Genomic DNA, 26,619 nt, shown 5'->3' with positions numbered 1-26,619 from the left:
AAAGCCCGGATCGTCGTCAGGCAGGAATGCCGTCGATCCGGGCCATGGCGTCTTCCGCGCCGTACGGCTGCAAGTACGGCATCCAGCGCGGATCCCTGTGCCCGGTCCCGATGATGCGCCAGGCGAGGCCGGAGGGCGGGGCGGGTTTGTGGCGCAGCCGCCAGCCGATCTCGAAGAGATGTCGGTCGGCCTTCACGTGGTTGCAGCGGCGGCAGGACGCCACCACGTTGTCCCAGACGTGTTTGCCCCCGCGGCTGCGCGGGATGACGTGGTCGACGCTGGTTGCGACGCCACCGCAATACATGCACCGGCCCCCGTCACGGGCGAACAGCGCCCGGCGGGTCAGTGGAACGGGCCCCCGATAGGGAACCCGGACGAATCGCTTGAGCCGGACCACGCTGGGTGCGGGGACTGTGACGGTCGCGCTGTGCAGAAAGGCGCCGGACTCCTCGAGGCATACGGCCTTGTTCTCGAGGACGAGGACGAGCGCGCGGCGGAGCGGTACGACACCTAGCGGCTCGTACGACGCGTTGAGGACCAGGACATGCGGCACGGATGCCTCCTTGGACGCCGGCGGCGCGTGGCTCGCGCCGGGACGATTCGTAGTCAGTCTCTCCTCATGCCTGGTGGAAGCGCCACCATGTCCCGGTAACGGGCTGGGAGTGTTTTCGACCACATCTGATTCATCCCCCCGAGCATGGCCTGTTCAAGCCCAGGTGAGCACGGTCTCTCCTTCACACATTCCGAGGGAACACACACAATGCCCCGTTAGTGTGGTGGTTCTGCCCCTTCGGTGACCCAGTCGTGACCTTGATCCCCCGAAGACCCCCGAACCACCCCACCGGGGCAGACCGCTGCACCTGGAGGTACTCGCCGTGTCCTTGTCCCCCGCGGACGCCGTATCGATGGCCGCCGACCCTACGCCGTCGCCGACCCCCTCGGGCACCCAGAGCCCGAGAGTGCCCTCGCTGCAGGACGCCCACGAGAGCGCGACGAACGCCGCGGGCTGGATCGAGCAGAACTGGTCGACATGGCTCGCGATCGGCCTTCGGGTCCTGCTCATCGTGGTGATAGCGGTGGTGCTGAGGGTCGTCGTACGACGGGCGATCACCAAGCTGATCGACCGCATGAACCGCAACGTGCCGTCCCTGGACGGCGGCGCGATCGGCGGACTGCTGGTCAACGTCGAACGCCGCCGTCAGCGCTCGCAGGCCATCGGCTCGGTGCTGCGCTCGGTGGCGTCGTTCCTGATCATCGGCACGGCCGCGCTGATGGTCCTGGGCACCTTCCAGATCAACCTCGCCCCGCTGCTGGCCTCGGCCGGTGTCGCCGGTGTGGCGATCGGTTTCGGCGCCCGCAACCTCGTCACGGACTTCCTGTCCGGCGTCTTCATGATCCTCGAGGACCAGTACGGCGTCGGCGACACGGTCGACGCGGGCGTCGCCTCCGGCGAGGTGATCGAGGTGGGTCTGCGCGTGACCAAGCTGCGCGGCGAGGGCGGCGAGATCTGGTACGTCCGCAACGGCGAGGTCAAACGCATCGGCAACCTCTCCCAGGGCTGGGCCACCGCCAACGTCGACGTCACGGTCCACTCCGGTGAGGACCTGGACAAGGTCAAGGCCACGCTCGACGAGGTCGCCGAGAAGATGGGCGCCGAGGAGCCCTGGAACGAGCTGCTGTGGGGCCCGATCGAGGTGCTCGGCCTGGACAGCGTCCTGCTGGACTCCATGGTCGTGCGCGTCTCGGCCAAGACCATGCCCGGCAAGTCCCTGACCGTGGAGCGCGAGCTGCGCTGGCGCATCAAGCGAACCTTCGACGCGGCGGGCATCCGGATCGTCGGCGGCGCCACGGCCTCGGCGGAGGAACAGCTCGTCGACCCGACGGCCGGGATGGCGGCCCCGTCGGTCTACGCGAACGCCACGTCTCCGCAGTCGGCGGCGGCGTCCCCGCTCGCGCCGGCGGCGCCGACGAGCACGACGAAGTAGCAGCGATGTAGCGGCCTCACGGGAGGGCGGCATCCGGCTCGGCCGGGTGCCGCCCTTTCTTCATGCCCTCTTGTTCTTCGTGGCCTCTTGACTCCCGAAGGTGCCGGGTTTAGCTTCCTCTCCACCGATAGGAAACTTTCCTAACAGTGATCCTGACAGTGGTCGACGGGTCTCGATGGACTTCTCCCCGTGATCACTGAAAAGCTGAGCAGCCGAAGGGCAGGTGTGGACACGCATGGCAGGAACCGCCGGCACGCCGGGCACCCCACGCGTCCTGCGCGCCATGAACGACCGGGCCGCCCTCGACCTGCTGCTGGAGCACGGACAGCTCTCCCGTACGCGGATCGGCAAGCTCACCGGCCTGTCCAAGCCGACCGCCTCGCAGCTCCTGGCCCGTCTGGAGGCGGCGGGCCTCGTCCTGGCCACCGGCACCACCGAAGGCCGGCCCGGCCCGAACGCCCAGCTCTACGAGGTCAACCCGGCCGCCGGATACGCCGCCGGGCTCGACGTCACACCGGAGCGGATACTCGCCGCGGTCTCCGACATCACCGGCCGCACCGTCGGCCGGCACGAACTGCCCACCCCCGGCAGGCGCACCGGCACCCCGGTCGTCCAGCAGGTCACCGACGCCCTGGACGGCGCGGTGAAGGCGGCGGGCCTCGCCCGGGCCGACATCCACCGTCTCGTGATCGGCACCCCGGGCGCCTTCGACCCCACCACGGGCCGTCTGCGCTACGCCTCCCACCTCCCCGGCTGGCACTCCCCCACCCTCCTGGACGAGCTCGCCGCCGCCCTGCCCATGCCGTTCGAGTACGAGAACGACGTCAACCTGGTCGCGCTCGCCGAACAGCGGCTCGGTGCGGCCCGGGGCCACGCGGACTTCGTGCTGCTGTGGAACCAGGAGGGCCTGGGCGCCGCCCTGGTGCTCGGCGGCCGGCTGCACCGCGGCTGGAGCGGCGGCGCCGGCGAGGTCGGCTTCCTGCCGGTGCCGGGCACCCCCCTGGTCCGTCAGGTCACCAAGGCCAACAGCGGCGGCTACCAGGAGCTGGCCGGCTCCCAGGCCGTCCCCCGGCTGGCCCGTGAACTCGGCATCGAGGACATCCCGCAGGGGCCGTACGCCGAGGCCGCGGCGGAACTGGTGGCCCGGGCGGCGGCGCGAACCGAGGCCGCCGCACGCCTGGCGTCCAGGTCGGCGGAGACCGACCCCGCCACCCCCCTGGCGCCCGGACCGGCGGAGGCCGGCGACGAACCCCATCGCCTCCTCCTCCAGACCTACGCGACCCGGCTGGCCACCGGTCTGGCCTCCCTCGTCTCGGTCCTCGACCCCGAGCTCGTCGTGCTGAGCGGCGCGTCGCTCGCCTCGGGCGGCGAGATCCTGCGCGCCCTCGTCCAGGCCGAGCTGGAAGAGCTGGCCGCGTCACGCCCCCGCCTGGTCGTGGGCGACGTCCGTGAACATCCCGTGCTGCGCGGCGCGCTGGAGAGCGCGCTCGCGTCGACGCGCGACGAGGTCTTCGACACCTCCCGCTGACCCCACCCCCCCCCGCTTTTCCGTCCTTCCCCTCTTCCCCCGTGCCACAGGGAGCTCCGCCATGCCCGGAATATCCAGAAAAGCAGCCATCGCGCTCGCCGCCTCCGCCTCCCTCGCCCTCCTCGCCACCGCGTGCACCGGCCAGTCGGACTCCGCCGCGAGCGACGACGCCTCGAAGGAGACGACCATCAACTTCTGGCACGCTTGGAGCGCGCCGGGCGAGGTGAAGGCCGTCCAGTCCCTGGTCGACGGCTTCGAGAAGGCGCACCCCAACATCCACGTCGACGTCGTCGGCAACATGACCGACGACAAGATGAACCAGGCCCTGCGCACCGGCGGCGCCAAGGCCCCGGACGTGATCTCGTCGTTCACCACGAACAGCGTCGGAAAGTTCTGTTCCTCCGGTGCCCTGGTGGACCTCAACCCGTTCTTCGAGAAGTCCGGCGTCGACCCGGAGAAGACCTTCCCGAAGGCGATGAACGAGTACACCCAGTTCGACGGAGACCGCTGCGCGGTCCCCCTCCTCGGCGACGCGTACGGCCTCTACTACAACAAGACGGCGTTCGAGAAGGCCGGCATCACCGCCCCGCCCAAGACCTGGTCCGAGTTCGAGCAGGTCGCCAAGAAGCTGACGATCCCCCAGGGCGACACCTACAAGCAGCTCGGCTTCATGCCGAACTACCACGGCTGGGAGACCACCACCGAGCACTACCTCGGCCAGTTCTCCCCCACGTACTTCGACAAGAACGGCAAGTCGAACGTCGGCAAGGACCCGGCGTTCGAGGCCGCGTTCACGGTCCAGAAGAAGCTGGTCGACGCACTCGGCGGCTACCGCAAGCTGGAGACCTACCGCTCCAAGCTCGGCGACGAGTGGGGCCCCAAGCACCCCTTCCACACCGGCCAGGTCGCCATGCAGCTGGACGGCGAGTGGCGCCTGGGCATGGCCCTGGACACCAAGCCGAAGTTCGACATCGGCGTGGCCCCGCTGCCCGTCCCCGACGACCAGGCCGACCAGTACGGCAAGGGCTACATCACCGGCACCATCGCGGGGATCGCGGCGACCAGCAGGAAGCAGAACGCGGCCTGGGAGCTGGTGAAGTACATGACCACGGACACGGACGCGGTGGTGAACTTCTCCAACGCCATCCACAACGTCCCCTCGACGCTGGCGGCCCTGAAGTCCCCGAAGCTGAAGTACGACCCGCGCTTCAAGACGTTCCTGGAGATCGCCGCCAACCCGAACTCCACGACCGCCCCCGCGTCCGTCAACGGCGGCGTCTACCTCACCACGGTCCAGGAGTTCGGCTACGCCTACGAAAGCGGCAAGGCGACCGATCTCAAGGCGGGCCTGAAGAAGACGGCCGCGCAGATCGACACGGACATCGCGCAGGCGAAGCAGCCATGAGCACCACGAGCCCTGCCGTGAGCACCTCTACGTTGCGGGCGAAACACCGCCGCTCGACGCTCCGCACCCTGGCTTTCCTCTCCCCGTGGCTGATCGGCTTCACGGTCTTCTTCGCCTACCCCCTGCTCTCCACCGTCTACTTCTCCTTCATGCACTACGACGGCTTCAAGCCGCCGACCTGGTCGGGCACGAAGAACTGGACGTACGTCTTCGAGCACTACCCCTTCTTCTGGCCCGCCCTGCGCAACACTCTGTGGCTGGTCCTCGTCATGGTCACGCTCCGGGTCGCCTTCGGCCTGGGCGTGGGCCTGCTGATCACCAAGATCAAGACGGCGACGGGCGTCTTCCGCACCCTCTTCTACCTGCCCTATCTGGCCCCGCCCGTGGCGGCCACCATGGCCTTCGCCTTCCTCCTCAACCCCGGCACAGGCCCGGTCAACTCCCTCCTGGAGAAGGCCGGACTCCCCACACCCGGCTGGTTCAACGACCCCACCTGGTCGAAGCCGGCCCTCACCCTGCTGGCCCTGTGGGGCATCGGCGACCTGATGGTCATCTTCATGGCGGCACTGCTCGACGTACCGAAGGAGCAGTACGAGGCGGCCGAACTGGACGGCGCGACGCCCTGGCAGCGCTTCCGCTACGTCACGCTCCCGAACATCTCGCCGATCGTCATGTTCGCGGTGGTCACCGGCGTGATCCAGACGATGCAGTACTACACACAGCCGCTGATCGCCGGGAAGGTCGCGTCGGGCGTGATCCAGGGCGCGGGCACGCAGTTCGAGCCCGGCTACCCGGACAAGTCCACGCTCACCCTCCCCCAACTCGTCTACAACCTGGGCTTCCAGCGCTTCGACTACGGCTCCGCCTGTGTGGTCGCCCTGGTTCTCTTCGCCCTCTCCATGGCCTTCACCGCACTCCTGATGCGCCGCAAGGGCGGCCTGATCAACGCAGGTGAACGATGACGCACGTACTGGAAAAGCCGGTGGGGCTGAGAAAGGCACCACCCACCCCCGCGGAACGCACGGCCCGCCGAAGGGCGTTGCTGGAATGGATCGCGATCCACTCCCTGGGCATCGCGGCGGCCCTCTTCTTCACCCTCCCCTTCGTCTTCGTCTTCCTCACCTCGCTCATGAGCGACACCCAGGCCCTCAGCCGCGACCTGATCCCGCACACCTGGGAGTGGGACAACTACCGCAGGGTCTTCGACACCCCCGGCTTCCTCACGTGGTGGAAGAACACCCTGTTCTACGCGTTCCTGGGCACGGCCCTCACGGTGATCTCCTCGATCCCGGTGGCCTACGCCCTGGCCAAGTTCCGCTTCCGAGGCCGCAATCTGGCGCTGATGCTGGTCATCTCGATGATGATGCTGCCGCCGCAGGTCATCATCATCCCGATGTACCTGTTCTGGGCGAAGCAGTTGGACCTCTCCGGCACCCTCTGGCCGCTGATCATCCCCATGGCGTTCGGCGACGCGTTCTCGATCTTCCTGCTGCGCCAGTTCCTCACCACGATCCCCGACGAATACCTGGACGCGGCGAGGGTCGACGGCTGCGGCGACCTGCGCACCCTGCTCAAGGTCGTCCTCCCGATGGCCAAACCGGGCATAGCCGCAGTGGCCCTCTTCCAGTTCTTCTACGCGTGGAACGACTACTTCGGCCCGCAGATCTACGCCTCGGAGAACCCGGGCGCCTGGACGCTCTCCTACGGCCTTGAGTCGTTCAAGGGCGCCCACCACACCGACTGGAACCTCACCATGGCCGCCACCGTGCTGGTCATGGCCCCCGTGATCCTCGTGTTCTTCTTCGCCCAGAAGGCGTTCGTAGAGGGTGTCACGCTCACCGGAGTAAAGGGTTAGACGCAGATGAAACTCACCGTGGTCGGCGGAGGCTCGACCTACACCCCCGAACTCGTGGACGGCTTCGCCCGCCTCAGGGACACCCTGCCCATCGAGGAACTGGTCCTGATGGACCCGGCCGAAGACCGCCTGGCCCTGGTCGGCGGCCTCTCCCGCCGCATCTTCGCCCGCCAGGACCACCCCGGCCGCATCACCACCACGACCGACCTCGACCGCGCGGTCGACGGCGCGGACGCGGTCCTCCTCCAGCTCCGCGTCGGCGGCCAGGCGGCCCGCCAACAGGACGAGACCTGGCCCCTCGACTGCGGCTGCGTGGGCCAGGAGACAACGGGCGCCGGCGGCCTCGCGAAGGCCCTCCGCACGGTCCCGGTCGTCCTCGACATCGCGGACCGCGTCCGCCGCACCAACCCCGACGCCTGGATCATCGACTTCACGAACCCTGTCGGCATCGTGACCCGCGCCCTGCTGGAGGCGGGCCACAAGGCGGTAGGCCTGTGCAACGTGGCGATCGGCCTGCAGCGCAAGTTCGCGGCGCTTTTGGGCGTCGAGCCCCCCGAGATCCACCTGGACCACGTGGGCCTCAACCACCTCACCTGGGAAACGGGCGTACGCCTGGGCGGCCCGGAGGCCGAGAACGTCCTCCCCAAGCTCCTGACGGACCACGGCGACACGATCGCGAGCGACCTGCGCCTGCCGCGCGCGCTGCTCGACTGCCTGGGTGTGATCCCGTCGTACTACCTGCGCTACTACTACGCGCACGACGAGGTCGTACGAGAACTGCGGACGAAGCCGTCGAGGGCGGCCGAGGTGGCAGCGATGGAACGGGAACTGCTGACGATGTACGCGGACCCGTCGTTGGAGGAAAAGCCGGAGCTGCTGGCGAAACGGGGCGGCGCGTACTACTCGGAGGCGGCGGTGGACCTGGCGGCGGCCCTGCTGGGCGGCGCCGGCACCCCGTACCAGGTGGTGAACACCTACAACCGGGGCACGCTGCCGTTCCTCCCCGACGACGCGGTGATCGAGGTACAGGCGGCGGTGGGCACGAAGGGCGCGTCCCCCCTCCCCGTCGCCCCGGTGGACCCCCTCTACGCGGGCTTGATGGCGAACGTGACAGCGTACGAGCACCTGGCCCTGGAGGCGGCCCTGCACGGCGGCCGCACTCGCGTCTTCCAGGCCCTCCTCTCCCACCCCCTCATCGCCCAGTACGAGTACGCAGAGACACTCACGGACCGGCTGATCGCACACAACCGGGAGCACCTCGCGTGGGCCTGACCGCGACCGTCCTCGCCATCGACGCCGGCAACAGCAAGACGGACGTGGCGATCGTGACGGCGGACGGAGAAGTCCTGGCCAGGGCGCGTGGGGCGGGTTTTCGCCCACCCGCGGTAGGCCTGGACACGGCAATGGACACACTCGCCGAGACGATCACCCGGGCCCTCACCACCGCCGGACTCACCTCCGTCACCCACGTCTCGGCGTGCCTGGCCAACGCGGACTTCCCGGCCGAGGAGGACCAGTTGGAGAGGGCGCTGCACGCACGGGCCTGGGGGACAACAGGGGAGGTCCGCAACGACACGTTCGCGATCCTGCGCGCGGGGGTGACGGAACCCCGGGGAGTAGCGGTGGTCTGCGGCGCCGGGATCAACTGCGTCGGCATGCACCCCGACGGCCGCACGGCCCGCTTCCCCGCCCTCGGCAGGGTCTCGGGCGACTGGGGCGGCGGCTGGGGCCTCTCGGAGGAGGCGATGTGGCATGCGTCACGCGCGGAGGACGGCCGCGGCCCCGCCACGGCCTTGTCCCGGACCCTCCCCGCCCACTTCAGCCTCCCGACCATGTACGCCCTGATCGAGGCCCTGCACCTGGACCGGATCGCCGAATCCCGCCGCCACGAGCTGACGCCGGTCCTCTTCGCGACGGCGGCGACCGGAGACCCGATCGCCCGCACGATCATCGACCGCCAGGCCGAGGAGGTGGTCGCCATGGCCGTGGTGGCCCTCACCCGCCTCGACCTGCTGGACGAACCGACCCCGGTCCTGCTGGGCGGCGGCGTCCTGGCGGCCGAACACCCCCAGCTGAACGGCCGAATCCAGGACCTCCTGTCCGACCGGGCCCCGAAGGCGATCCCACAGACGGTCACGGCCGGCCCGGTCCTCGGCGCGGCCCTGCTGGGGCTGGACAGGGTGGGCGCGAGGGAGGGGGCGCAGGGGCGGCTGCGGACGCATTTCGGGGTGTGAGGGGCGCGAGACGAGGGCTCGGCGGGCAGGCGTTCGAATAACGTTCGTGAACAGCCGCTGTGACGGGGGTACGCGCGGGCGCATACTGAGGCAATGACAAAGCCTTCCGCGAAGCGCCACCTGCCCACCAGCCCCTTCAAACCCCCGGTCGTGCCGGCCCCCAAGCACTTCGCCGTCGGCGACCAGGTCACCCACGACATCTACGGTCTCGGCCGGGTGATCGGCATCGAGGAGGGAATCGCGGCGCTCGTGAACTTCGGCGGCTCGGTGGAGCAGCGGATCCTGAGCCCGTACGCGAAGATGACCAAGCTGTAGTACGACCGCAGCACCCGCTCACCGCATGCCAGGTCCCAACGGGGGGCTTGGACTCATAGGGAGACCTCTCATCGACCTGACCTCGCCGTTCTCCGCCCCGGACGGACCGCCCCGCTCCCCTGCCACAGCATCGCCCCCGCCGGCCATGAACCCCTTCCAGGCCCCGGACTTCGGAGAGGACGAGCCGTTCGTCGCCCCGGGCCAGGACCTCGGGCCTGTGTCGGCTACCCGCCAGGGATAACGCTCGCCCCGGATTCGGCCCCCGACCGGGCACGTCGACGATCACGGCGCGATCCGTGAGGCTGACGACGAATCCGGACATCGCCATCGGAGACACGAGACATGTCCCTCGCTGCCCTGGCAGCCCCCCGCTGACTGCCGAACCACCGGCACTCCGCACAGCCGCTCACGGGCCCCGGCCCGGCGAGCGGCAGCCTCCGCTCCACCACACTCCCGCCCCCACTCACCGGCCCCCTCCCCAACCGGCGCCCCGGCCCGGCCCACCTGCCGACACTCCTCACGCAGCCGGTCCTGCTCCGCACAGGGGAGGTTCAGGTTGGCCCCGTCTTCGTCCATGGCACGGCAGGTCCGGCAGGTGGCGCAGTGCTCGGCGAAGCGCACGAAGGCGGCTTGCGTGGGCGTCACTTGAGGGGAATCAGGGATCGGCTCGCACGCGGTCTCGGTCACTCTTCCGCCCCCGACTGCGCGCAGCGCCGTCCGGCGGCGATCAGCCGGGCGACGGCGAGCGGGGAGCACAGCGTCCACCTGCGGCACCCCGAGATGACCATCAGCCGTTCACTCGGGAAGGTACGCCCTTCGTGCGCTTCCCGAGCTCGATTCACAAGTCTCGAGCATTGCTCGCGGTCTGTGATGACTGGCTTCGGGACCGCGAAAACCCTGCCTGACCGCCGTGCTCTGCGCTACAACTACGAGACGACGCTGCACTGAGCGCAGAACGGGGGCTCATGTCGACTTCTTCAACCGGTACGCCTGGGAGTAGCACTGCAGGGGCGTCGCCGCCTGGCCACACGACGCCGGGCGCGACCACGCACCCGAAATGGAAGCTGGCGACCGTCAAAATGGTCAATTGGTTTACATTCGGCGTCGTCTTCGCAGTCATGCCAATCATTGCCGGCTACTTCATCGGCGCAACGCGCGGCAGCGAAAGAACCCTGACGGACCTTATCGGCCACGGCGAGTTGTTAATCGTCGCAACCGGGCTGTCCGCTGCCGCTGCGGGGCAGGCGTTCACTATGAAGCATGCGAGATTCGGAGTCATACCTCGACTCCTAGGCTGCGGAAACGTCCTGATCGCTGTCTTCACGACACTGTGGTTCGCTGATATTTCTGCAGCCCTGGGCGACAAGCAGCGAATAGACGAGTCTTTCGTGTGCACCTATTCATTGTGGTTTTTCTCGACTGCTCTTGTCACCAGCTTTAGCGGCGCCCTAGTGGCAGAGTTGGAGCAGTAATGGGCCCACTTCTCGCAGTAATCGGCAGCGCTCTTTCCGGCGGAGTCGCCGCAGCATCTTTCGCAGCGGCGATCATAGCTTGGCGGGCAACCCGTGGACGTAGGGCAAGTACGACGATCACTATCGAACGGAATGGGAAAACGATCGCAATCACGGTGAGCGACGTCGACAACGAAGAGGCGGTACAGAGAGCCGTTGCGCAGCTGATGGAGGACTCCAAAGCGGGCGAGAACGACGTTGCGGCCAAGTCTCCACCACCTGATTGACGGTCTTCGAGTCGATGGCGGTGCACAATTCTTCGTCGTGGAGATCATGGAGGGCGAGCTACGGTGCCTTCGGTCTGGCTGGATTGATGCCGAGGAGGGCCAGTAGCAGCCGTTTCAAACGGGTCCGGTTTAGCTTCTCCCGTTACTCCTGACCGCAGGGGCGTGAGTGCTGGCATCATGACGTTCATGACTGCATACCGAAAGGCCGATGCCGCGTAGACGGCCTGGCGCCCTGCGCGTCGAACAGCAAGGTCCTCGCGTCTGGGAGGACCCGCCGCCGGATCGAATCCATGGGCTCTCTGCCCGCACCAGCCTCGCTATACATCGAGCAGAGAGGCTGTCGGCCGACTATTACGTCTATCCCGGTGCCACAGACCGTGCGCTGCGGCGTTACCAAGCGTTTCTGGAACCGCCTGGACGTCGGCCTGTCTATCCGCAAGCCGCGGAGTGCTCGTGCCGCGGCTGTTCCTTTGACGACGTGAGGCATGCCCGCGACGTGCTCGAGCTGGTCCTGGAACTGCTGCCTGTCCGGGCTCGCGCCGAGTTGGGGCGCCAAGTGGTCTCTCTGGACACTGTGTACCTCAAGCGCACCCTTCCCGACCCGTTTGCCGACCGTCGGCAGTGGCGCTCTGACCGTTGGTGGCGTCGGCGGCTCGCAGGTGGCAGAAGGCCTGGGTGAAGCCCCGAGGTCCAGCGGTCGGCAGTGAAATGATCAGGGCGTCGGCGCCGTCCTGGATAGTACTGACGCACCAACTTGACGCCGCGCAACTCGCCCCACAGTTGCGGTTGGCCAACCGCGGCAGGAGGCCGCTGCCAGAACAAGACGATGAAGGGCACGTCGCACTGCTACCGCCATCAAGGCGACTGAACGAAACGCGGTCAGGCCGAGCTGAAGAAGAACGTGGGCAGGCGCCGCAGGAAGTGACCTCGTTGCGCACTGGCTGCACTACCGACGACGAGTCGCACCACAAGCGCCAGGCGGAGCATGGAACCGAAGGGAATCACGGGCAGACCCGCTGAGCCCGAGGATGTCTTGATGGGGTCGTTCGACCAGGTCAGCGCCGGAATCAGATGGAAATGATCTAAGCGTCGGAGCACGGACTCGGCTCCGCCCTTCGAGGCGATCCAACCAACGCCTTGGCAAGGGCTGTCGGCAGCAGATACGCAAGAGTCGATGCCCCACCGACCTGGCAGACTGCGGCCCATGGAGGAGTCTGCTCGTCTGCCTTTGACCCCGCGGCCCCATGCCCCCGCTCCGCGGCGACGAGGCAATCGTCGGCGTCCCGGAGGCGACCGTGGTCGACTTCTGGCGGTTCGCCATGCCGGACCTCCGCATGAACAACACACGCGGCCTGTTCGCCGAATTTCTGGTCCACCAAGCGGTCGGCTCATCCAAACCCCGTGTGGAATGGGCAAGCCACGATGTCGAGACCGACGACGGACTGCGCATCGAAGTCAAGGCCGGCGCATACCTGCAAGCCTGGGATCAACGAGCACCGTCCCAAGTCCGCTTCACTGGGCTCCGCGCTCGCACGTGGTCACCCGATCGCGGCTACTCCGAGGCGAAGTCGTACAACGCCGACGTCTACGTTTTCGCCGTCCAGACCGCCCGTGAACATGCTGTCTTCAACCCGCTCGACACGGCCCAGTGGGAGTTCTACGTGCTTCCCCACCCAGTGGTCGCCAGCCTGGGGACGGACAGCGCCAGCCTGAAAGCGGTTCGCACGGCGGCCGGTCCGCCAGTTCCCTTTCCCGCCCTCGGCGACTGCATCTGGTCGGCCGATCCCCGCCCCGGCGCGACCGCCGACTGACGAGGAGCGCCGCGGGTCGCCTTCAAGACACCACACCCACTCTCCTATAACGGTGCTCAGGTTCGCGGCTTCCCTACATCAGTCATCGCCCACCTGGAGCAGAGCAACAACAGCACCATTGCCCACGCCGGCAACTACCCCGTCAAAGGTGTGCCGGCTCACCGGGCTCCACGCATGCCCGCCCCCATCGAACGGTTCGATGTTCGTCCACCAGACCGCGCCCCACCCCAACAACCTCACCACTCGTTCGACAGCTCGACGCGCATGCTCAGGGTCACGACGTATCCGGCCCGGGAAGACCAGATCCTCCGCAGACAGACAGGTCATGAGAGCCATGGCCTGTTCCTCAGTGGTCTTCTTCAATACCTCGCCCACCTCGGCAGGCGAGGTCGGCCCCTGCGCGCCCGCTACCGCATAGGACGCCCAGGCTTCCTGCGCCTCAAGGACGAGGTCGTAGACATGTTCTTCAACGGTGCCGGCATCAGCCCGTCCAACACGGCCGAAGACGCCGTCCGCCTTGGCGAGCGAGCCAAGCATCGGCCGCAGTGCCGCCGTGATCTCCACGCCCGGATACTCCCACGCGCCCCCTTCCCCCGGACATGGACAGTGGCTCCGCTACGGCCTGACTCAGGCGTTCCCCACTGGTTCAAGCGAGCCCGGTCCACCCACAGAGCGCGGCCGTCCACAGGAACCCGTCAGATACATTCGATCTTGTATACTGATATACGCCACCGTATTTACAAGGAGGTCACCATGAGCCGCACAGTCATCGATCTCGACGACGAGGCCCTGGAAGCCGCCGCCGCGGAACTCGGCACGACCACCAAACGCGACACCATCAACACCGCCCTGCGAGAGGTCACCGCCCGCTACCGGCGGCTGCGTGCGCTCGATGAGGCCCGTGAGCTGGTGGCCGACGGTGCGCTGGACATGGACCTGCTCCTGGACAAGAGCACGTACCGGCCGTGAGCGTCGCCGACTACCTCATCGACACCTCCGCACTGGCCCGCGTCCTGCTGGGCCAGAACACGGCCGAGTGGGACGACCGGATCGCCGTCGGCCTCGTCGCGATCTGCGACATCACCGAACTAGAGGTCCTCTACTCGGCCCGTTCGGCGGCGGACCGTGCGCGATTGAAGGCGGCGCTCGACGGTCACTACGCCTGGTGCCCCATGCCGGACGGCGTCTACCGCCGCTGTCGCGTCGTGCAGGAGCAGCTCACCGCCAAGAGCGAGCACCGCAGCGCGGGCCCGGTCGATCTGCTTCTGGCCGCCGCCGCCGAAGAGGCCGGACTCACGCTGCTGCACCACGACCGGGACTTCGAGACCATCGCCCGTACCACCGGCCAACCCGTACGGATGATCGACCTCAGATGACCCACCTCGTAGATCAACCAGCCGACCGCCACGAACCCCCAGTTCAGCAGCCCCCGGCCATACGCGTTTCCGCCAAAGCCTGGCCGTACGGCAAGATGGGGTGTATCTGCCCACTGCCAGTTTCAAGCTGCCGGACGGTTTCTCTTGGCTGAGTTCATTTACACCATGCGCAAGGCGCGCAAAGCGCACGGCGACAAGGTGATCCTCGACGACGTGACGACGAGCTTCTACCCGGGAGCGAAGATCGGCGTCGTCGGCCCGAACGGCGCCGGCAAGTCGACGATCCTGAAGATCATGGCGGGGCTGGAGCAGCCGTCCAACGGTGACGCCTTCCTCACGCCCGGTTACACCGTCGGCATCCTGCAGCAGGAGCCGCCGCTGACCGAGGACAAGACCGTCCTGGAGAACGTCCAGGAGGGTGTCGCCGGGATCAAGGGCAAGCTCGACCGGTTCAACGAGATCGCCGAGCAGATGGCGACCGACTACACCGACGCGCTCATGGAGGAGATGGGCAAGCTCCAGGAGGACCTCGACCACGCCAATGCGTGGGACCTGGACGCCCAGCTGGAGCAGGCCATGGACGCGCTGGGCTGCCCGTCCGGCGACTGGCCCGTCACCAACCTGTCCGGTGGTGAGCGCCGCCGCGTCGCGCTGTGCAAGCTGCTGCTTGAGCAGCCCGACCTGCTGCTGCTCGACGAGCCCACCAACCACCTCGACGCCGAGTCGGTGAACTGGCTGGAGCAGCACCTGGCCAAGTACCCGGGCACTGTCGTAGCGGTCACCCACGACCGGTACTTCCTCGACAACGTCGCCCAGTGGATCTGCGAGGTCGACCGCGGTCGCCTCTACCCCTACGAGGGCAACTACTCGAAGTACCTGGAGACCAAGGCCGCGCGCCTCAAGGTCGAGGGCCAGAAGGACGCCAAGCGGCAGAAGCGTCTGAAGGAAGAGCTCGAGTGGGTGCGTTCCAACGCCAAGGGCCGTCAGGTCAAGTCCAAGGCGCGTCTGGCCCGCTACGAGGAGATGGCCGCCGAGGCCGAGAAGATGCGGAAGCTGGACTTCGAGGAGATCCAGATCCCGCCGGGCCCGCGTCTGGGCAGTGTCGTCGTCGAGATCAACAACCTCAGCAAGGCCTTCGGCGAGAAGGTCCTCATCGACGACCTCAGCTTCACGCTGCCGCGCAACGGCATCGTCGGCATCATCGGCCCGAACGGCGCCGGTAAGACGACCCTGTTCAAGATGATCCAGGGCCTGGAGGAGCCGGACTCCGGTTCCATCAAGGTCGGCGACACCGTCAAGATCTCGTACGTCGACCAGAGCCGCGAGAACATCGACCCGAAGAAGACCCTGTGGGCCGTGGTCTCCGACGAGCTCGACTACATCAACGTCGGCCAGGTCGAGATGCCCAGCCGTGCCTACGTCTCCGCGTTCGGCTTCAAGGGCCCGGACCAGCAGAAGCCGGCCGGGGTGCTCTCCGGCGGTGAGCGCAACCGCCTGAACCTCGCGCTCACCCTGAAGCAGGGCGGCAACCTGCTGCTCCTCGACGAGCCGACCAACGACCTCGACGTCGAGACCCTGAGCAGCCTGGAGAACGCGCTGCTCGAGTTCCCGGGCTGCGCCGTGGTCGTCTCCCACGACCGGTGGTTCCTGGACCGGGTCGCCACGCACATCCTCGCCTACGAGGGCGAGTCCAAGTGGTTCTGGTTCGAGGGCAACTTCGAGTCGTACGAGAAGCACAAGATCGAGCGGCTCGGCCCGGACGCCACCCGTCCGCACCGCGCCACCTACAAGAAGCTGACCCGGGGCTGATCGATCTTGCGGCACATCTACCGCTGCCCGCTGCGTTGGTCGGACATGGACGCGTACGGCCATGTCAACAACGCGGTCTTCGTGCGCTACCTGGAGGAAGCCCGTATCGACTTCCTCTTCCGGCCGGAGAAGGATTTCCAGCAGGGGTCGGTGGTGGCACGCCATGAGATCGACTACAAGCGGCAGCTCGTCCACCGGCACCACCCGGTGGACATCGAGCTGTGGATCACCGAGATCAGGGCCGCGTCCTTCACCATCACCTACGAGGTGAAGGACGACGACGTGGTCTACGTCCGGGCCTCGACGGTGGTCGTGCCGTTCGACTTCGAGGCCCAGCGTCCGCGCCGGATCACCGCGGAGGAGCGGGAGTTCCTCGAGGAGTACACGGACGACGCCGAGGAGGAGGCCGTCGCCGCATGACGGTCCTGCACCTCGTCGACGAGGGGGAGGCGGCGGATCTCGCGGCCTTCCTCTCCCGGCTGCTCCACTACGACCGTGGAGCCGCGGTGCGCCTGCAGGCGGCGGGCACCGCACTGGCCGTCTTCGGACGGCCGCCGTCCTTCGAGGTGCTGGCCGTGCGCGCGGTGCGGCTGGCGAAGCCGTACGAGAACGGGCTGGATGTCACGCTGGATGTGACCGTGTCCGCCGGTGAGCTGCTGGAGTCGGTGGACGAGAAGGCCGCGACAGCTGTCGTGCCGGGTGCCGTGACCGGGCCGCCGTGGGCCGGTGTACTGCCGCCGCGCGGCGGCTGGCGGGCCGAGCCGGGGCTGCCGACGCCGGACGCCCTGCGGTCCCTGGTCGCCGCCGTGGTCGCCGAGTTCCGGTCCCGTACGCAGGAGTTGCCCTCCGAGGGGCGCACCAGGGCCGAGCTGGACCGGATCGGGCGGGACATCTGGTCCCGTACGGTCGGCGACACCGCCCTCCCCGTGCGGGTCGTGCACGCCGCGCAGTCGCTCGGCTTCCTGCGGCCGGGAGTGCCGCTGGGGCTGTTCTCCTCGGGCGCGTGGCTCCGGCTGCGCACGCCGTACGGATCCGTCGCCGTACGACGTGCCGGACTCGGGGCGCTGGACGTCAGCGTCCGCTGAACCCGCCGCCGTCTCTCACCTCAGCCCGGCGCGTTCACCATCGAGGCCGCCGCGTACGTCAGGTAGCTCCACAGCGTGTGCTCGTGCTCCTCGGACAGCCCGAGTTCGTCGACGGCGACCCGCATGTGTTTCAGCCAGGCGTCGTGCGCCGCGCGGTCGACCGTGAAGGGCGCGTGCCGCATCCGCAGGCGGGGATGGCCGCGGTTGTCGCTGTACGTCGTCGGACCGCCCCAGTACTGGATGAGGAACAGCACCAGGCGCTCCTCGGCCGGGCCCAGGTCCTCCTCGGGATACATGGGCCGCAGCAGCGGGTCCTCGGCGACTCCCTCGTAGAAACGGTGAACGAGCCGGCGGAAGGTCTCCTCCCCGCCGACCTGCTCGTAGAAGGTCTGCTCCTGAAGCGTGCCGCGCCGAATCTCATTCACGCCCTCCATGCTCTCAGACGCGGGGACATAGGACTCAAGCCCTAGGTCGTGTCCGCAAAGTCAGGGGAGCCAGAGGCGTAGGCAGGCGAGGGTGACCATGGCTTGGTAGTGGCGGGCGCGTTTGTCGTAGCGAGTGGCCAGGGCCTTGTTGTGCTTGAGCTTGTTGAAGCAGCGCTCGACGAGGTTGCGGCGCCGGTAGGTGGTCCGGTCGAGTCGGCAGAGGCTTTCGCCTCGGCGGATGCGGCCGTTGATCTGGTCGATCCGCTCTGGGATCGCGGCTCTGATGCCCCGCCGACGCAGGTAGGAGCGGATCTTCGTGGACGAGTAGCCCTTGTCCGCGACGACCCGATCGGGCCGCGTTCTGGGCCGGCCGGGCCCGCGTCGGCTGACGCTGATGCGGGCCATGACCTGCTCGAACTGGGTGCAGTCGTTGACGTTCCCAGCGGTCAGGGTAAAGGCGAGCGGCCGGCCCTGCCCATCACAGGCCAGGTGGATCTTCGTAGTCAGCCCGCCACGGGACCGGCCGATCGCCTCGCCCGGCCAGAGCCCCCTTTTCGGGCCCCGGCCGCATGCTGGTGAGCCCGCACAGTCGTGGAGTCGACGCAGACGACAGTCCAGTCCACGGCGCCCACGGCATCGCAGTGCTGCTGGACCTGGGCCAGCAGCCGGTCCCAGGTGCCGTCTGCCGACCAGCGGCGGAAACGTTCGTAGACCGTCTTCCACGGGCCGTAACGCTCAGGCAGGTCCCGCCAGGCCGCCCCCGTGGACAGCTTCCACAGGATGCCGTTGACCACCTGCCGACGATCCCGCACCGGACGCCCCATCCGCGGAGGAGCCAGCAACGGCTCGATCACCGCCCACGACTCATCAGTCAGCTCATGACGACGCACCACGAACCAACCAACGACGCCGCCACTTTGCGGACACGACCTAGGACCAGCTCCGCTGCCCTTACTGTGGGGGTATGGGCGGGCATGCTCCCGACAGGGAACCGGAACCGGACGGGCTCGCCGCCTCCGCACGGGCGGCACTGGTGCGCCGGATCGACGCGAGCGGGGCCTGGGCCGCCGACCCGGTGTGGCGCGAGGCGTTCGCCGCGGTCCCGCGCCATCTCTTCGTGCCGTACTACTACGTCGGCGTCGCCGGCGGCTACGAGCGGCGCTGGGGCGAGAGCCCCGACCCCCGGGCGCGTGAGCGGTGGGTGGTCGGCGCCTACGAGGACACCCCGCTGGCGACGCGGCTGCGCGACGGCGAACTGCTCTCCTCCAGCAGCCAGCCCTCCCTGATGGCGGACATGCTGGCCGCGCTGTGCGTGCGGGACGGGAACGCGGTCCTGGAGATCGGCGCGGGCACCGGCTACAACGCGGCGCTGCTCGCCCACCGGCTGGGCGACGACAAGGTCACCACCGTCGACCTCGACCCGGAGATCACCGAGTCGGCCCGCCGGCATCTGGCCGCGGCCGGATACCAGCCGGTCGTCGTCACCGGCGACGGCGCCCGGGGCGTGCCCGAGCGTGCGCCGTTCGACCGGATCATCGCCACCTGCGCCCTGAACACCGTGCCGCGCGCCTGGCTCGCGCAGAGCCGTCCCGGCGGCCGGATCCTCATGCCGCTCGGCACCGGCCTGATCGTGCTGACGGTGAGCGACGCCGGACATGCCGAGGGGCGCTTCCTGCACACGCCCGCCTACTTCGTGCCGCTGCGCGGCGGGATCCGGTCCTGGGGCGAACCCGCCCAGTTGGGCGGGGTGCCGCGCCGGGCCAGGGAGGACGACCTGTTCCGCTTCCTGCTGACCCTGACCCGCGGCAGCCTCGATCCGCAGGAGGCGCACGCGCTGTGGGAGCAGGAGGGCATGCCGCAGCGGGAGCGCTACGGCATCACGGTCCGCGGCGAGCACGAGTGGGCCTGGCTGGACGACCCGGAGGGGCCGTACGCCTGGCCCCTCCCCTCTTGAACCTGGTGGGGCTCAGCCCCGGCGGATCGTGATCGTCGTCCAGGCGCCCACGTGCACCCGGTCACCGTCCTGCAGCGGTACGGGGACGAACGGCTGGATCGGTTCGTCCGAGCCGTTGACCGTCGTGCCGTTCGTCGAGTTCTGGTCGACGACCGCCCAACTGCCGTCCGGCTGCTGGACCAGCACCGCGTGCTGGTGCGAGACGCCCGGGTCCTCCGGCGGCACCGCCAGGTCGACGTCGGGGGTGTCGCCGGTGGAGTGCCGGCGGCGGCCGATCGTGAGCTGGTTGCCGGTGAGCGTGCGCTGCTGCTCGGGCGAGTACGCGGGCAGGTTCAGGCCCGCGGCCTCGGGGCCGGAGCGCTGCATCATCGCCATGAAGTAGTCGCGGTCCGGGCCGATGGTCGCGGTCCAGGTCGACGGTCCCTGCGGCGCCTGGGGCTGCTGCGGGAAGCCGCCTTGGCCGGGACCGGGCGGGGCCTGGGTGGCACCGGGCTGCGGGTAGCCGTAGCCACCGCCCTGACCGGGGCCGGGAGGGGCCTGCGTCGCGCCCGGCTGGGGGAAGCCGTAGCCACCGCCCTGACCGGGAGCGGGCGGGGCCTGCGTCGCGCCGGGCGGGGGGAAGCCGTAGCCGCCCTGACCGGGACCGGGGCCGCCAGGACCGCCGGGGCCACCAGGTCCACCGGGGCCGGGGCCACCTGGACCGCCGGGGCCGGTGGTCGGCGGGGAGATCACCCAGTCGTCCTCACCGCCGCCGAACGGACCGCCCTGCTGCGGCGGCCGCTGGGTCTCCTGCGGGAATCCGGGCGGGGCCGGCGGGCCGGACTGCTGGAAGGCCTGTGGAGCGCCGGGGCCACCGGGGCCGCCAGGACCACCGGGTGCGCCAGGCCCACCGGGACCACCGGGGCCGGGCGGCGGCGGGACCGGCCGCGAGGGGTCGGCGCCGAATCCGGGCGGTCCGGGGGGACCACCGGCACCAGGGCCGGAGGGGCCGCCGGGTCCGCCGGGTCCTCCGGGGCCGGGAGGGCCACCGGGGCCGGGGTAACCGCCGGGGCCACCGGGCCCACCGGGTCCGCCCGGGCCGGGGAAGCCGCCGCCGGGAGGAGGCGGAGGGCCCGAGGGGTCGCTGCCGAACGGCGGGATCGGCTCGGCCGGGCGGTTCATCTGCGACGGGCGGGAGCCCTGGTACTCGTACGAGTCGCCGCCGCCGTACGACGGGCCCGACGGGCCGGGACCGGGCTGGCCCGGAGGCTGGAAACGCACGCCGGGGCCGGGCGCCTGCGGGGGCGGGGCCGCGGGGGTGTACGAGGTCGCCGTGTTCGTCAGGAAGTTCCACCGGCACTCCTCGCAGAACGGCGCGCCGCCCTCACGCGGCGTACGACACTGCGGGCAGAGCTCCGGCTCGGCGTTCGGTACGGCGGACAGGTGCGGAGGGCGTCCACCAGGACCGCCGGGACCACCGGGCGGGCCACCGGGGCCACCGGGACCGCCAGGTCCACCCGGGCCGCCGGGGGGCGGGAAGCCGTAGCCGCCGGGCGGGGGCGGTGGAGGGGGCGGAGGCACGGCACCCGCCATGCGGTGACCGCAGACCTCGCACCAGTCGTCGGAACCCGACTGGTGTCCGTTCGGGCAGGTCGGCATGTCGGCCCGTCCCTCCTTCGATCTCTTCTAGGTCACTTCTTTACACGAACGGTCTTGGTGGACCGGGTCTCGAGCGTCATCTCGTCGGCCTCCTGAACCTTCGCCTTCAGTCGCACAGTACCGGTCGCGGCATCGACCACGTCCACCACCTTCGCAAGCAGTTTCGCAGTATCGGCGTTCCCGGAGGCACTCGCGAGCTGAACGGCCCGGCCCAGTTTGGCCGTTGCTCCATCCATATCCCCCGCTTTGCGAAGGTCCAGTCCATGTTGGATGGCTTGTGCCAGTTCGGCCTGCCCGGTGTAGTGGGCGACCTGAGGGTTGATCGACGTCGAGGCGACCATGTCGTCGGTCCACACGGCCCGCACCAGACCCTGCGCGCCGAGGTTCTGGACGCTGCCGTCGGGCTGCGGAATGACCAGCGAGATCCGGGCCGCGAGCATCTCCTGCCCGATGTGCGCGGCCGGGACCTCGACACAGACGTGGTAGTCACGGGACTCATCGCCCCAGGAACCAAGGGGGTAGTCGCCCGCGCGGGGGCCCGCCTCGGTGCGCCTGCCGGTCAGTTCCTCGACCGTGGGCGCGACCTGCTTGACGAACTTCACGGTGGTGTCGACCGGGGTCCACAGCCGCAGCGAGACGTCCGCGACCTCCTTGCCCATCGCCGTTTCCATCATCTGTGTGAAGTCGGCGGCGAGCCCGGCCGGATCGGCGACGATGTCGGCGGTGCCGAGCAGGGCGGAGGCGATCCCTGTGACTTCTTTCACTTCCCAGTCGGTACCCACTCCGCGCGCGTCGCAGGTGAAGCGCCCGGCACAGGCGTCGAGCGCGGCCTTCAGGTCTTCGGGCGATTCGTGCTCATTGCGTCCGTCGGTGAGCAGGATCCCGTGCCGGATGGCGACGTCCGCCGAGGACAGCAGGCGGTCGGCGAGTTTCAGCCAGGTGCCGATGGCCGTGCCGCCGCCCGCGCTGAGCGAGCGCAGCGCCTTCTTGGCCTGCTCGCGGGTGGTGGCGTCGGCGACCGCGACGCGCCCGCCGCCCGGGTAGACCTCCTTGGCCACGTGCGTCCCGCCGATCACGGCGAAGTGCACGCCGTCGCGCAGGGTGTCGATCGCGGCGGCCGTGGCGTCCCGGGCGTTGCGCATCTTGGTCGGCGGGTAGTCCATCGACCCCGAGCAGTCGACCATGACCGCCACGGCCGCGGAGGGGCCCTCGCCGGGCGAGTAGAGGTGGGGTGCCGCGACCGCGCTGCCGATCGTGCCGCCGCCGGTCGCCGTCACCGTGACGATGGCGTTGACCTCGCGGGCGCCCTCCGGCAGGTACTCGTTCTGGTACACGTCCACCGAGAACTGCGGCACGTTCGACTTCGAGAAAATGGCCATGCCTGCTTCGATCCCCCTCGAAAGCCCCCGTCTTCAGCGGGGTGATGACGGTAGGCGGACCGGTCCCCTCCGGTCCGCCGAGGCGTCCTCGTACGTGGCCTCAGGCCGATCCTGCCCCCTGGGGCACGGCGGGGAACGGCACGAGGGCCACTGTTACGTTGTCGTGGCCCCCGCCGTCCAGGGCGTGGCCGACGAGCACCCGTGCGCTGTGCAGCGGATGGGAGGCGGCGTCGAGCGGGAGGACCCGGGCCATCTCCTCGGCCGCCTCCGCGTAGTTCCACAGCCCGTCCGTGCAGACCACCACGACGCCCGGCCGGTCCGGCTTGAACGCGGCGGTGTGCGGTTCCAGTTCGTAGGCGTCCGCGCCGAGCCAGCCGGTGATCGCGTGGGCGCGCTCGTCGGCGTAGGCCTCGGCCTCGTTCATCAGGCCCGCGGCGACCATCTGCGCGGCCCAGGAGTCGTCCTCGGTGAGCCGGGCGGGGGGAGCGCTCCGGTCGACCGGGACCCAGTAGGCGCGGCTGTCGCCGACCCAGCCGACGATCAGCAGGCCCGACGTCACCACTGCACCGACGATGGTGCACGCGGGGGCGTTCTGGTGCGGGGCCTGCTCCAGGGCCGTGGCGGGCTCGGCGGCGAGTGAGTTGACGGCGCGTGAGGCGGCGACGATCGCGTCGTGCATCGCCTGCTGCGGGTGCGTGCCGCGCGGCAGGGCGGCCAGCACCGCCTCGCTCGCGGCCTTCGACGCCGCCTGGGAGGCGTCGTCGGGACGGGTCGCCGAGGAGACGCCGTCGCAGACGATCGCCACGGAGGCGGGGGTGCCGTCGGGCAGCGCCGTGGTGCCGATGGCGAACGCGTCCTCGTTGCGGTGGTGGCGCAGACCGCGGTCGCTGACCGCGGCCATCGGGCCGGACTCCTGCTCCATGTGGTCCCGTTCACGCGGCTGGGCGTGGCCGCAGTTCTCGCAGTAGCCGTCGTCGTCCACGCGGCCGGCACGGCAGGCCACGCAGACCTTGCCGCCGGTGCCGGCGGCCGGGGCCGCGGGCTCGGCGGACACCCGTGGGTCCGGTGCCTGGAGGAGGTACTCGTCGGGCTGGCTCTGATCGGGGTGACTGTGATCCGGCTGGGCCTGATACGACTCCGGCGGCGCGGCATGCCCGTCGGACTGCGGCCTCCGGTCGAACCGTACGCCGGTGGCCGGGGGCGCCTCCGGTGGCATGGGGACGCCCGCGGCCTGGGCCTCAGGGCCCGCCGCCCCTGGGGCGGGCCAGGGCGCGCCGCCGGGTGGCGCCGGGGGGCGCTCGGGATACTCACCGGCCGGGGCGCCCTGGGCGGGCACCGAGCCGTTCATGGTGATGGTCGGGTTGTCCTGCGGCCGTTCGGGCACGGCGGACAGGTCATATCCGCACGCGCCGCAGAAACGGTCACCCGATTCGAGGGGTTCCTCGCAACTCGGGCAGGCGGACAACTGGGGCATCTGCGACATCAACTACACCCACGTCCGGGGGCGGTAACGATTGGCACGTTCCACCAGGTCGATCCTCTCCTCGCCGCCCCGCGCCAGCCGGGCCAGCGTGCGGTACGAGCGTTCCAGGCCGAAACGCAGGCCCCGCTCGTCCAGGCCGCTGCCGAGCAGCGTCCGTCCCCCGGCGGCGGGAGGGACGGAACCCTGGCCCCCGGAGAGTACCCAGTCCAGCGCACTGCCGAGGACCTCGGCCGACAACTGCTCACGCCGCGCCGGGTCCAGACCGTACGCCTCCAGCGCCTCGACCTGGGCCGCGGCGGCCGTGAGATCCTCCAGGAACGGTACGTCGGAGGCGGCCGCCGTGCGCTGCCTCAGCCGCGCCCGTACCGCCGCCACGCGCGCGGCCGTGTAGTGGATGGAGGACTCCGGGACCGACTCCAGCGTCGTCACGGCGCTGCGCCGGTCCCCGCTCGCCAGTTGGACGCGGGCCAGCCCGAACGCGGCGCTGACATAGCTCGGGTCGGTCGACCACACCAGCCGGTAGTACTCGGCGGCGTTGTCGAGCTGACCCAGCACCTCCGCGCACAGGGCCAGCGCCAGCTTGGGCGCGATCTCGCCCGGGAAGGCGTCGTAGATCGCGTCGAAGGCGAGCGCTGCGCCCTCGTCGTCGCCGGTGACCAGCGCGGCCACGCCCCGGTACCAGACCACCCGCCAGTCGTCGGGCCGCTCGCCCTCCAGCGTGACCAGGGCCTCCAGCGCGGCGGCCGGCTCGCCGGTCTCCAGCCAGGCCCTGATCTGCCGCAGCCGCGTCTCGGTCGACGGGGCCGGGGCCGCGGCGAGGGCTCCGAGCAGCTCGGCGGGCGCGGAGGTCATCAGGCCCGCCAGGAAACCGGCGTTGGGGTCGGTCGGGTCGACCCGGGGCACGGGCAGGGCGAGGGTGGCGGCGGGGGCGTCGACGGGTCTGACGAGGCCGGTGGGAAGCGGACCGCCTGCGGGGAGCTGGGTGTGGGGTTGCTCGCCGCCTGCGGGGAGCTGAGCGGCGGCGGGCAGCGCGGCCGCCGTGGGGGAGCCGCGCCGCGTCCGCACCGCCCGCGCTCCCAGCCGGGACACCTCACCGTCCAGCCGTGGGAACAGCTCCGTGTCCGTGACCCGCAGTTCGGGTCCGAACAGGGTGGACAGGGCGGGCCGGGCGCGGCCCGTCTGGAGGGAGACGACCTCCCGCAGGACGCCGGTGAGCTGCTCGGTCATCTCCTGCGCGGAGGCGAACCGGCGGGCCGGGTCGGGGTCGGTGGCGCGGACCAGCAGGCGGTAGAACGACTCGTACTGCCGGAAGACCTCGATGTGGTCCGGGTCGGGCAGGGAGTCCGCGTAGACGTTGGTGTAGCCCTGGAAGTCGAAGGTCAGGACGGCGAGCGTGCGGGCGACGGTGAAGAGGTCGCTCGCCACCGACGGACCGGCCTCGGCCACCTCCGGGGCCTGATAGCCCACCGTGCCGTAGATGGCCGACTCCTCGTCGTCCATCCTGCGCACCGCGCCCATGTCGATCAGCTTGAGCTGGTCCTCGGTCTGGATCGCGTTGTCGACCTTGAAGTCGCAGTACAGCAGGTTGCGGCTGTGCAGATGGCCGAGCGCCTCCAGCGCCTCGATGCCGTACGCACAGGCCTGCTCCACCGGCAGCGGATCGCGCCTGCCCTGCGCTGTGCGGCGGCCGTTGGCGATCTCCTTCAGCGATTTGCCGCCGACGTACTCCATGACGATGTAGCCGTCGAGGGAGCCCGTGCGCTGGTCCAGGTGCTCCACGAAGTTGTAGATCCGCACGATGTTGGCGTGCTCGATCTCCGCGAGGAAGCGCCGCTCGGAGATCGCCGCGGCCATCGCGTCCTGGTCGCCGGTGTCCAGCAGGCCTTTGAGGACCACCCAGCGGTCCGAGACCGCCCGGTCGACGGCGAGGTAGATCCAGCCCAGGCCGCCGTGCGCGAGGCAGCCGACCACCTCGTACTGGCCGTGCACGACGTCACCGGACTTCAGCTTCGGCACGAACGAGTACGGGTGGCCGCACTTGGTGCAGAACCCCTCCGTACGCCCCGGCCGGTCACCGCGCGCCCGGCCCACCTGGGCGCCGCAGTCGGAGCGCGAGCAGAACCGCTTCCGCTCGGGCACCTCGGGGTTGTCCAGGACCATCTCGCGCGGGTCGGGCCGCGGGATCGGCGGCACCTGCACCAGCCCGGCGCCCAGCCGCCCCCGGGAGGAGGAACCGGCGCCGGAACCGGAGCTGCGCACCGACACCGAGCGGCTCGTCGACTTGCCTGACAGGGAGCGCGAGAGCCGCCCCGACACCGAGCGGCGGGACTTCGACGACTGGGACGACGTACGGGAACTGCGGCTGCTGGAGCGGGAGCTGCCGCTGGCGCCCGAGCCGCGGGAGCCGCCCTTGCCGCCGGCGGTGATGCCGGTGGGGGGCGAGGCGACCATGCCTCCCCCAGAGGGGGGACCCCCAGCCGCGACGACCGGGGCGAGTCCGCAGGTGTCGCAGTACAGCTCGCCGCCGCCCACGTCCTCGTAGGCGCCCGTGCAGGTGGGGCGTTGACAGATGCGTGTCTCGGTCATGGACTCCCCCTTG

At 69.7% G+C, this 26,619-nt stretch carries 25 protein-coding genes; 17 read left to right on the top strand and 8 right to left on the bottom strand.

Going from position 1 to position 26,619, the window contains the following annotated elements:
* Positions 1–16: 16 nt before the first annotated feature.
* The gene (locus NNW99_RS24950; RefSeq protein WP_215121353.1) at positions 17–553 is read right to left on the bottom strand and encodes an HNH endonuclease; all 537 of its coding nucleotides are present in this window, start codon (positions 551–553) and stop codon (positions 17–19) included.
* A 352-nt stretch (positions 554–905) separates the two neighbouring features.
* Between NNW99_RS24950 and NNW99_RS24945 the strand changes: the two genes are divergently transcribed.
* The 11 genes from NNW99_RS24945 (at position 906) to NNW99_RS24900 (ending at position 12,871) form a co-directional block, all read left to right on the top strand.
* A complete protein-coding gene (locus tag NNW99_RS24945; RefSeq protein ID WP_215124445.1) occupies positions 906–1,985 on the top strand; it encodes a mechanosensitive ion channel family protein in 1,080 nt (359 codons plus the stop codon).
* A 235-nt stretch (positions 1,986–2,220) separates the two neighbouring features.
* Positions 2,221–3,513, top strand: coding sequence for an ROK family transcriptional regulator (locus tag NNW99_RS24940; RefSeq protein ID WP_215121352.1), 1,293 nt, complete (start codon positions 2,221–2,223; stop codon positions 3,511–3,513).
* Between the two features lie 61 nt (positions 3,514–3,574).
* Positions 3,575–4,918: an ABC transporter substrate-binding protein gene (locus NNW99_RS24935; protein WP_215121351.1), complete on the top strand. Its 1,344-nt coding sequence runs from the start codon at positions 3,575–3,577 to the stop codon at positions 4,916–4,918.
* A 17-nt stretch (positions 4,919–4,935) separates the two neighbouring features.
* Positions 4,936–5,880 carry a carbohydrate ABC transporter permease gene (locus tag NNW99_RS24930; RefSeq protein ID WP_215124444.1) on the top strand — a complete coding sequence of 315 codons (945 nt, stop codon included), beginning with the start codon at positions 4,936–4,938 and terminating at the stop codon, positions 5,878–5,880.
* On the top strand, positions 5,877–6,773 hold the full coding sequence (locus NNW99_RS24925) for a carbohydrate ABC transporter permease (protein WP_215121350.1): 897 nt from the start codon (positions 5,877–5,879) through the stop codon (positions 6,771–6,773). The genes NNW99_RS24930 and NNW99_RS24925 overlap by 4 nt, the downstream gene beginning before the upstream one ends.
* A 6-nt stretch (positions 6,774–6,779) precedes the next feature.
* Positions 6,780–8,045, top strand: coding sequence for a 6-phospho-beta-glucosidase (locus NNW99_RS24920; protein ID WP_215121349.1), 1,266 nt, complete (start codon positions 6,780–6,782; stop codon positions 8,043–8,045).
* Positions 8,036–9,007, top strand: a complete 972-nt coding sequence (locus NNW99_RS24915; RefSeq protein WP_215121348.1) for an N-acetylglucosamine kinase — start codon at positions 8,036–8,038, stop codon at positions 9,005–9,007. The genes NNW99_RS24920 and NNW99_RS24915 overlap by 10 nt, the downstream gene beginning before the upstream one ends.
* 93 nt (positions 9,008–9,100) lie before the next feature.
* Entirely contained in the window at positions 9,101–9,322 is a 222-nt protein-coding gene (locus NNW99_RS24910; RefSeq protein WP_184592772.1) for a hypothetical protein, read from the top strand.
* 965 nt (positions 9,323–10,287) lie between these two features.
* Complete coding sequence (locus NNW99_RS24905) at positions 10,288–10,794, top strand: hypothetical protein (protein ID WP_215121347.1); 507 nt, start codon at positions 10,288–10,290, stop codon at positions 10,792–10,794.
* Positions 10,794–11,060 (top strand): hypothetical protein, encoded by a 267-nt coding sequence (locus NNW99_RS39185; protein WP_370869158.1) that lies wholly within the window; start codon positions 10,794–10,796, stop codon positions 11,058–11,060. The genes NNW99_RS24905 and NNW99_RS39185 overlap by 1 nt, the downstream gene beginning before the upstream one ends.
* A 1,295-nt stretch (positions 11,061–12,355) precedes the next feature.
* Positions 12,356–12,871 (top strand): hypothetical protein, encoded by a 516-nt coding sequence (locus NNW99_RS24900; protein ID WP_255986527.1) that lies wholly within the window; start codon positions 12,356–12,358, stop codon positions 12,869–12,871.
* A gap of 78 nt (positions 12,872–12,949) precedes the next feature.
* On the opposite strand, the gene NNW99_RS24895 is transcribed toward NNW99_RS24900, so the two are convergent.
* Positions 12,950–13,435, bottom strand: a complete 486-nt coding sequence (locus NNW99_RS24895) for a hypothetical protein (protein ID WP_215124628.1) — start codon at positions 13,433–13,435, stop codon at positions 12,950–12,952.
* Between the two features lie 189 nt (positions 13,436–13,624).
* Here NNW99_RS24895 and NNW99_RS24890 point away from each other — a divergent pair, with 189 nt between their 5' ends.
* The 5 genes from NNW99_RS24890 to NNW99_RS24870 all read left to right on the top strand — a co-directional run bounded on the left by NNW99_RS24890 (position 13,625) and on the right by NNW99_RS24870 (position 17,141).
* On the top strand, positions 13,625–13,840 hold the full coding sequence (locus tag NNW99_RS24890; protein ID WP_215121345.1) for a type II toxin-antitoxin system VapB family antitoxin: 216 nt from the start codon (positions 13,625–13,627) through the stop codon (positions 13,838–13,840).
* Positions 13,837–14,247 carry a PIN domain nuclease gene (locus NNW99_RS24885; protein WP_215121344.1) on the top strand — a complete coding sequence of 137 codons (411 nt, stop codon included), beginning with the start codon at positions 13,837–13,839 and terminating at the stop codon, positions 14,245–14,247. The genes NNW99_RS24890 and NNW99_RS24885 overlap by 4 nt, the downstream gene beginning before the upstream one ends.
* A gap of 144 nt (positions 14,248–14,391) precedes the next feature.
* Positions 14,392–16,056: an energy-dependent translational throttle protein EttA gene (gene ettA / locus NNW99_RS24880; RefSeq protein ID WP_215121343.1), complete on the top strand. Its 1,665-nt coding sequence runs from the start codon at positions 14,392–14,394 to the stop codon at positions 16,054–16,056.
* Positions 16,057–16,062: 6 nt separating this feature from the next.
* Positions 16,063–16,476, top strand: coding sequence for a thioesterase family protein (locus NNW99_RS24875; protein ID WP_215121342.1), 414 nt, complete (start codon positions 16,063–16,065; stop codon positions 16,474–16,476).
* Positions 16,473–17,141, top strand: coding sequence for a hypothetical protein (locus NNW99_RS24870; protein WP_215121341.1), 669 nt, complete (start codon positions 16,473–16,475; stop codon positions 17,139–17,141). The genes NNW99_RS24875 and NNW99_RS24870 overlap by 4 nt, the downstream gene beginning before the upstream one ends.
* Positions 17,142–17,161: 20 nt before the next feature.
* Here NNW99_RS24870 and NNW99_RS24865 read toward each other — a convergent pair whose 3' ends face one another.
* Together NNW99_RS24865 and NNW99_RS24860 are read right to left on the bottom strand one after the other, a co-directional pair.
* A complete protein-coding gene (locus NNW99_RS24865) occupies positions 17,162–17,575 on the bottom strand; it encodes a globin (protein ID WP_215121340.1) in 414 nt (137 codons plus the stop codon).
* 51 nt (positions 17,576–17,626) lie between these two features.
* Positions 17,627–18,456, bottom strand: a protein-coding gene (locus NNW99_RS24860) for an IS5 family transposase (protein ID WP_251058078.1) whose coding sequence is annotated in 2 segments (ribosomal slippage) — positions 17,627–18,108 and positions 18,108–18,456 — 831 coding nt in all. Because the reading frame shifts where the segments join, the coding sequence is not laid out codon by codon here.
* 74 nt (positions 18,457–18,530) lie between these two features.
* On the opposite strand from NNW99_RS24860, the gene NNW99_RS24855 reads away from it, so the two are divergent.
* Complete coding sequence (locus tag NNW99_RS24855) at positions 18,531–19,520, top strand: methyltransferase domain-containing protein (RefSeq protein ID WP_215121339.1); 990 nt, start codon at positions 18,531–18,533, stop codon at positions 19,518–19,520.
* Between the two features lie 12 nt (positions 19,521–19,532).
* Here the strand turns inward: NNW99_RS24855 and NNW99_RS24850 are convergent, their stop codons facing one another.
* The 4 genes from NNW99_RS24850 to NNW99_RS24835 form a co-directional block, all read right to left on the bottom strand.
* Positions 19,533–21,158, bottom strand: a complete 1,626-nt coding sequence (locus NNW99_RS24850) for an FHA domain-containing protein (protein WP_215121338.1) — start codon at positions 21,156–21,158, stop codon at positions 19,533–19,535.
* 32 nt (positions 21,159–21,190) lie between these two features.
* Positions 21,191–22,537 carry a VWA domain-containing protein gene (locus tag NNW99_RS24845; RefSeq protein ID WP_215121337.1) on the bottom strand — a complete coding sequence of 449 codons (1,347 nt, stop codon included), beginning with the start codon at positions 22,535–22,537 and terminating at the stop codon, positions 21,191–21,193.
* A gap of 100 nt (positions 22,538–22,637) precedes the next feature.
* Positions 22,638–24,020: a PP2C family serine/threonine-protein phosphatase gene (locus NNW99_RS24840; protein ID WP_215121336.1), complete on the bottom strand. Its 1,383-nt coding sequence runs from the start codon at positions 24,018–24,020 to the stop codon at positions 22,638–22,640.
* 3 nt (positions 24,021–24,023) lie between these two features.
* Positions 24,024–26,606: a serine/threonine-protein kinase gene (locus tag NNW99_RS24835; RefSeq protein ID WP_215121335.1), complete on the bottom strand. Its 2,583-nt coding sequence runs from the start codon at positions 26,604–26,606 to the stop codon at positions 24,024–24,026.
* Positions 26,607–26,619 lie beyond the last annotated feature (13 nt).

The organism is Streptomyces sp. CRCS-T-1, assembly GCF_024442335.1.
GTDB lineage: Bacteria > Actinomycetota > Actinomycetes > Streptomycetales > Streptomycetaceae > Streptomyces > Streptomyces koelreuteriae.
The sequence above is the reverse complement of the archived record's forward strand: the minus strand, read 5'-3'. Positions and strand labels throughout refer to the sequence as shown.

Excerpts from the sequence above, each read along its gene's own strand:
- NNW99_RS24840 (WP_215121336.1), bottom strand. The coding sequence starts at position 24,020 with ATGTCGCAGATGCCCCAGTTGTCCGCCTGCCCGAGTTGCGAGGAACCC.
- NNW99_RS24905 (WP_215121347.1), top strand. The coding sequence starts at position 10,288 with ATGTCGACTTCTTCAACCGGTACGCCTGGGAGTAGCACTGCAGGGGCG.
- NNW99_RS24935 (WP_215121351.1), top strand. The coding sequence starts at position 3,575 with ATGCCCGGAATATCCAGAAAAGCAGCCATCGCGCTCGCCGCCTCCGCC.
- NNW99_RS24850 (WP_215121338.1), bottom strand. The coding sequence starts at position 21,158 with ATGCCGACCTGCCCGAACGGACACCAGTCGGGTTCCGACGACTGGTGC.
- NNW99_RS24910 (WP_184592772.1), top strand. The coding sequence starts at position 9,101 with ATGACAAAGCCTTCCGCGAAGCGCCACCTGCCCACCAGCCCCTTCAAA.
- NNW99_RS39185 (WP_370869158.1), top strand. The coding sequence starts at position 10,794 with ATGGGCCCACTTCTCGCAGTAATCGGCAGCGCTCTTTCCGGCGGAGTC.
- NNW99_RS24865 (WP_215121340.1), bottom strand. The coding sequence starts at position 17,575 with ATGGAGGGCGTGAATGAGATTCGGCGCGGCACGCTTCAGGAGCAGACC.
- NNW99_RS24920 (WP_215121349.1), top strand. The coding sequence starts at position 6,780 with ATGAAACTCACCGTGGTCGGCGGAGGCTCGACCTACACCCCCGAACTC.
- NNW99_RS24835 (WP_215121335.1), bottom strand. The coding sequence starts at position 26,606 with ATGACCGAGACACGCATCTGTCAACGCCCCACCTGCACGGGCGCCTAC.
- NNW99_RS24845 (WP_215121337.1), bottom strand. The coding sequence starts at position 22,537 with ATGGCCATTTTCTCGAAGTCGAACGTGCCGCAGTTCTCGGTGGACGTG.
- NNW99_RS24855 (WP_215121339.1), top strand. The coding sequence starts at position 18,531 with ATGGGCGGGCATGCTCCCGACAGGGAACCGGAACCGGACGGGCTCGCC.
- NNW99_RS24925 (WP_215121350.1), top strand. The coding sequence starts at position 5,877 with ATGACGCACGTACTGGAAAAGCCGGTGGGGCTGAGAAAGGCACCACCC.
- NNW99_RS24945 (WP_215124445.1), top strand. The coding sequence starts at position 906 with ATGGCCGCCGACCCTACGCCGTCGCCGACCCCCTCGGGCACCCAGAGC.
- NNW99_RS24940 (WP_215121352.1), top strand. The coding sequence starts at position 2,221 with ATGGCAGGAACCGCCGGCACGCCGGGCACCCCACGCGTCCTGCGCGCC.
- NNW99_RS24890 (WP_215121345.1), top strand. The coding sequence starts at position 13,625 with ATGAGCCGCACAGTCATCGATCTCGACGACGAGGCCCTGGAAGCCGCC.
- NNW99_RS24870 (WP_215121341.1), top strand. The coding sequence starts at position 16,473 with ATGACGGTCCTGCACCTCGTCGACGAGGGGGAGGCGGCGGATCTCGCG.